The 3,477-nt window shown below is 53.8% G+C and carries 3 protein-coding genes; all 3 read right to left on the bottom strand.

The features are described from left to right. Positions 1-349: 349 nt before the first annotated feature. Complete coding sequence (locus O6929_14245; GenBank protein MCZ6481541.1) at positions 350-1,387, bottom strand: potassium channel protein; 1,038 nt, start codon at positions 1,385-1,387, stop codon at positions 350-352. Positions 1,388-1,409: 22 nt separating this feature from the next. Then, a complete protein-coding gene (locus O6929_14240) occupies positions 1,410-2,861 on the bottom strand; it encodes a DUF1254 domain-containing protein (protein MCZ6481540.1) in 1,452 nt (483 codons plus the stop codon). Between the two features lie 113 nt (positions 2,862-2,974). Then, the coding region (locus tag O6929_14235; GenBank protein MCZ6481539.1) for a DUF1214 domain-containing protein at positions 2,975-3,477 on the bottom strand (503 nt) is incomplete at its 5' end.

The raw sequence follows: 3,477 nt of genomic DNA, 5'->3' as shown, positions 1-3,477 counted from the left end.
GGGCCTCGAGACCCTGTTGGATTGCCCGATCCGCCTCTTCCGGAGTCAGCGCCAGCGCCTCGGAAGCTCCCAGCAACCACAGGAGCTGAATCCCAACTGCCATAAGAGGCCCTTGGATTTGGCTTTGTGAAAAATAGATTGGATCATCGCTTGCGTGTTACCTCCACTTTTGAATGTTGCCAGAAACATATATTGCGCCGGTTACCCCTGTAAACTGTCACTATTGACAGGCACCTTGGAGGCATTTTCCATAGAAAACCATGAAAGGGAATGGGCTGATGACCAGTAAACACAGGGCTTAGCGGCTGAAAACTCACAATTTCGATAGGCAAGATAGATGGGACATCCCTCACTTGCCCTTGCAGTCCCTTTCCAGTCTTTTCAGGTCAGAATATTTCCCGATGACCACCAGAATGTCGTCAGTCGCAAGCTCTGTTGAAGTTTCTGGATTAAAAGCCATTTCCCCATCGGCTTGTTTGATGGCGACAACGACCACGCTATATTTGCGTCCGATTTCAGACTCGGCAAGAGTGTGACCTTGAAAGGGTGATTGATCACAAACCGTGAGTTCCTCCATATTCAGTTGAAGATATTCGCGATGAGTGACCAGCTCCAAGAACTCGACGACGGTGGGCTTAATGGCGGCGTGAAAGATGCGCGCAGAGGCCGTCTTATAGGGAGAGATCACCTTATCTGCACCGCTGCGCTTTAGTCTGGGTTCGACCTTTTCATCATAAGCCCTGGCGATAACCATGACCTGGGGATTCAGTTCCTTTACAGTGATGGTCACAAACAAGTTGTCCGCGTCGGAGGGCAGCAGGGCCAGAACTGCCTTTGCCTTCTTGATGCCTGCGGAGGAGAGAACCGATTCATCCGTAGCGTCACCAATGAGGTAGAGATGCTCTGCAGCCTGAATTTCTGCTTCTCGGCCAGGATCGCTTTCTAGAATGCACACCGGGTAGCCTTCCTGTTTCAGATCCTTAGCGACGGGTTTTCCAATCCTGCCGAATCCACAGACAATATAATGATCCTTTAACTTTGCTACTTCCTTGTTCATCCTTTTCCTTCCCAGCAAACCCTGAAGTTCACCCTCAAGCAGAACCTGGCCCAATCGCGTGAAAGTGTAAATGGCCGTTCCAATGCCGGTCACGATTAGAAAGGTGGCGAACAGACGACCCTGAGAAGACAATGGGTGTATTTCGCCAAAGCCCACCGTAGAAAGAGTGATAATGGTCATGTAAAAGGCGTCCAGAAATGACCAACCCTCAATAGAGATGAACCCCAGGGTACCCACAAGGGTCCAAAGGATAAGCAGACTTACCCCCAGCATAACGCTGGTTTGTTCTTTTCTAAAGGAGACCGGCAAGTAATCCTTCTGTCCGGTCATTCCGTTGTGTTCTCCTTAGTGATCATTTGATCAATTCGGGATCTCCCGGACGCCAGGATTGATCAAACCAACTCTCGAGCGGCCCATAGAGCCGGAGGTAAATCATGTAGCCGACGCCGGGCTTGGTTTGAATCCAATTCGCTTCGGGCACACCGTCCGGGAGCTTGGGCCCATAGTATGTGTCGAAGGAGCCATCTTTGTTCGGGACCGCCCCGTGCACGGTGCCGATCGTGGCACGGCGCTGCTGGTTTTGGATCAGCGACCGGGAATGATTATCGTAAACGGTCAGCGACCAGAAATTGACGGCGGGGATGTCTTTGGGCAGACGGATGCGGAAGGTGTTATCTCCCGTGAGCCAGCGGCCCTCGGCATCCTGGTAGACGCCAACATACTGCGATCCCTGACCAGGAGCAGCTACGACCATGGACTTGGAGGTTCCGATGGCCTCGAAGCCGAATCGCGTTCGCTCATCGATGGCGAGGTAATCCGGCGTGTGAAAAGTGGGATCGTCCGAGATGAAGATCCGTTTCCACGGACTATTTTCATAGGGGTGAAGATCCTTCTTGGGAACTCGCGGGTGCCAGGACACGGTCTCAGCCATCGCGCGTCCCATCTTCGCCGCCTCCGTCAGAATTCCCCGCATCCGTTTGTCCGGCTTGAATTCGCGTCCGTGCGCAATCCCCAGCGTTTCCAGCATTCCCAACATGGCCATGTCCTGCGGGCGCGGCGGGTTCTCGTTGATGTAGCGGGCCAGATTTTCAAAAAAAGCAAAGCCCTCCTTGGTCAACATGTTGACCTTTTCACCGGGTAACGAGATAAACGTCATCTCCGGCGGTTTGGCCGCCTCGGACAAACGGTATTGCCGAAAGGTCCGCACCAGTTCGCGGAGTTTCGGATAATCTTCGCGCGATTGCGGAACCGCGCGAAGATAGAAGACCACGGTATTGGTATCCGATTTGACCACATGATAGGCGATTGCCGGCATCGGCCCCTTGTAGCCGGGAGGCAGGATCAGGAAGCGCCCGCCCCGGTTCTGCTCCGGCGAAAACGGTCCCCCAATGTCGACCAGAGGTTGCTGCCAGATGTTGTTCATCGTGCCGAGTAGGCCTGCGGGGACGTCAAGGACCATTGGCCCTTTGCTGAGGTCGAGCGCTCCCGACATGTAGATCGTGTCCTGGTTGGCCGTCAGGATGAGTTGTTGCGGTTCGGCGGAATTGTCCGCCACGACAACCGCATGATCACCGGCGCCAAACGCATAGTGTTCGTCGGCAAACGCGCCATAGGACCCCATTGGCAATGCCCACAGGTAGGCCTGGACGGCTCTCTGATAATCGAGTTCGTCGTAAAGTTTTTGAGCCGTATCGGCCGTTGGATACCCTCCGACATACTCGAGAGTCCCAACTTTGGTCTCGACGGTTTGAGTCTCGGGTTGAGCCGTTGCGACTGTGTAGAACAGGGTACCCGCTAGAAGCACTGCAGTTAAAGTTCGGAGATGTTTTTTGAAATTCATTATTTGATTCCTTTCCTTAAATGAAACCTCCCCACAGCAAGCTTCGGGGAATCGCACCCTGCAAGGGATTCAATTAGCTAGTCAACCTTCTGCAAAACGGGTGGTGTCCATTTGCCCTCAAGTGCTTTGGGCTCGGGTCCGTAAAGACGTAGCACCATGTAAAACGGTCCATCCGGTGCCGGCAGCCAGTTCGGTTCGTAGTCCCCGCCGGGTGATTCCTTCGCGATGTGGAGAACCAGCGAGCCGTCGTCGTCCATGCTGAACTGATCCATCATGGGCGAGTTCAACAGGTATCGATCGAGTGGATTCTCGACGAACAACTGAGTCTTCCCGTCGTACATGGTCAACGACCAGAAAGCCTTCACCGGCGGGAGTTTCCCTTTTTCAAAGGTCAACGTGTAGCGGTTCGTCGACGCGTCGTAGGGCTGTCCATCGGAGTTTACAAGATAGCCGGGGTAAATCGCTTCGCTAGCAGAGTTCCCGTAGAGGCCGATGTGACCCGCGGCAGCGCGTATGAGATAGTGATTCTCGTGCCCGTAGTTTTCCTTCGCACTCTTTTGCAGAAACTCGCGGCTTCCGA

This window comes from Candidatus Methylomirabilota bacterium (genome assembly GCA_027293415.1).
Lineage (GTDB): Bacteria > Methylomirabilota > Methylomirabilia > Methylomirabilales > CSP1-5 > CSP1-5.
Note: the sequence above shows the minus strand (reverse complement) of the source record. Positions and strands in the feature narration are given on the sequence as shown.

What these genes read in the sequence shown, in the direction of transcription:
- O6929_14245 (MCZ6481541.1), bottom strand. Translation starts at nt 1,387, where the DNA reads ATGACCGGACAGAAGGATTACTTGCCGGTCTCCTTTAGAAAAGAACAA.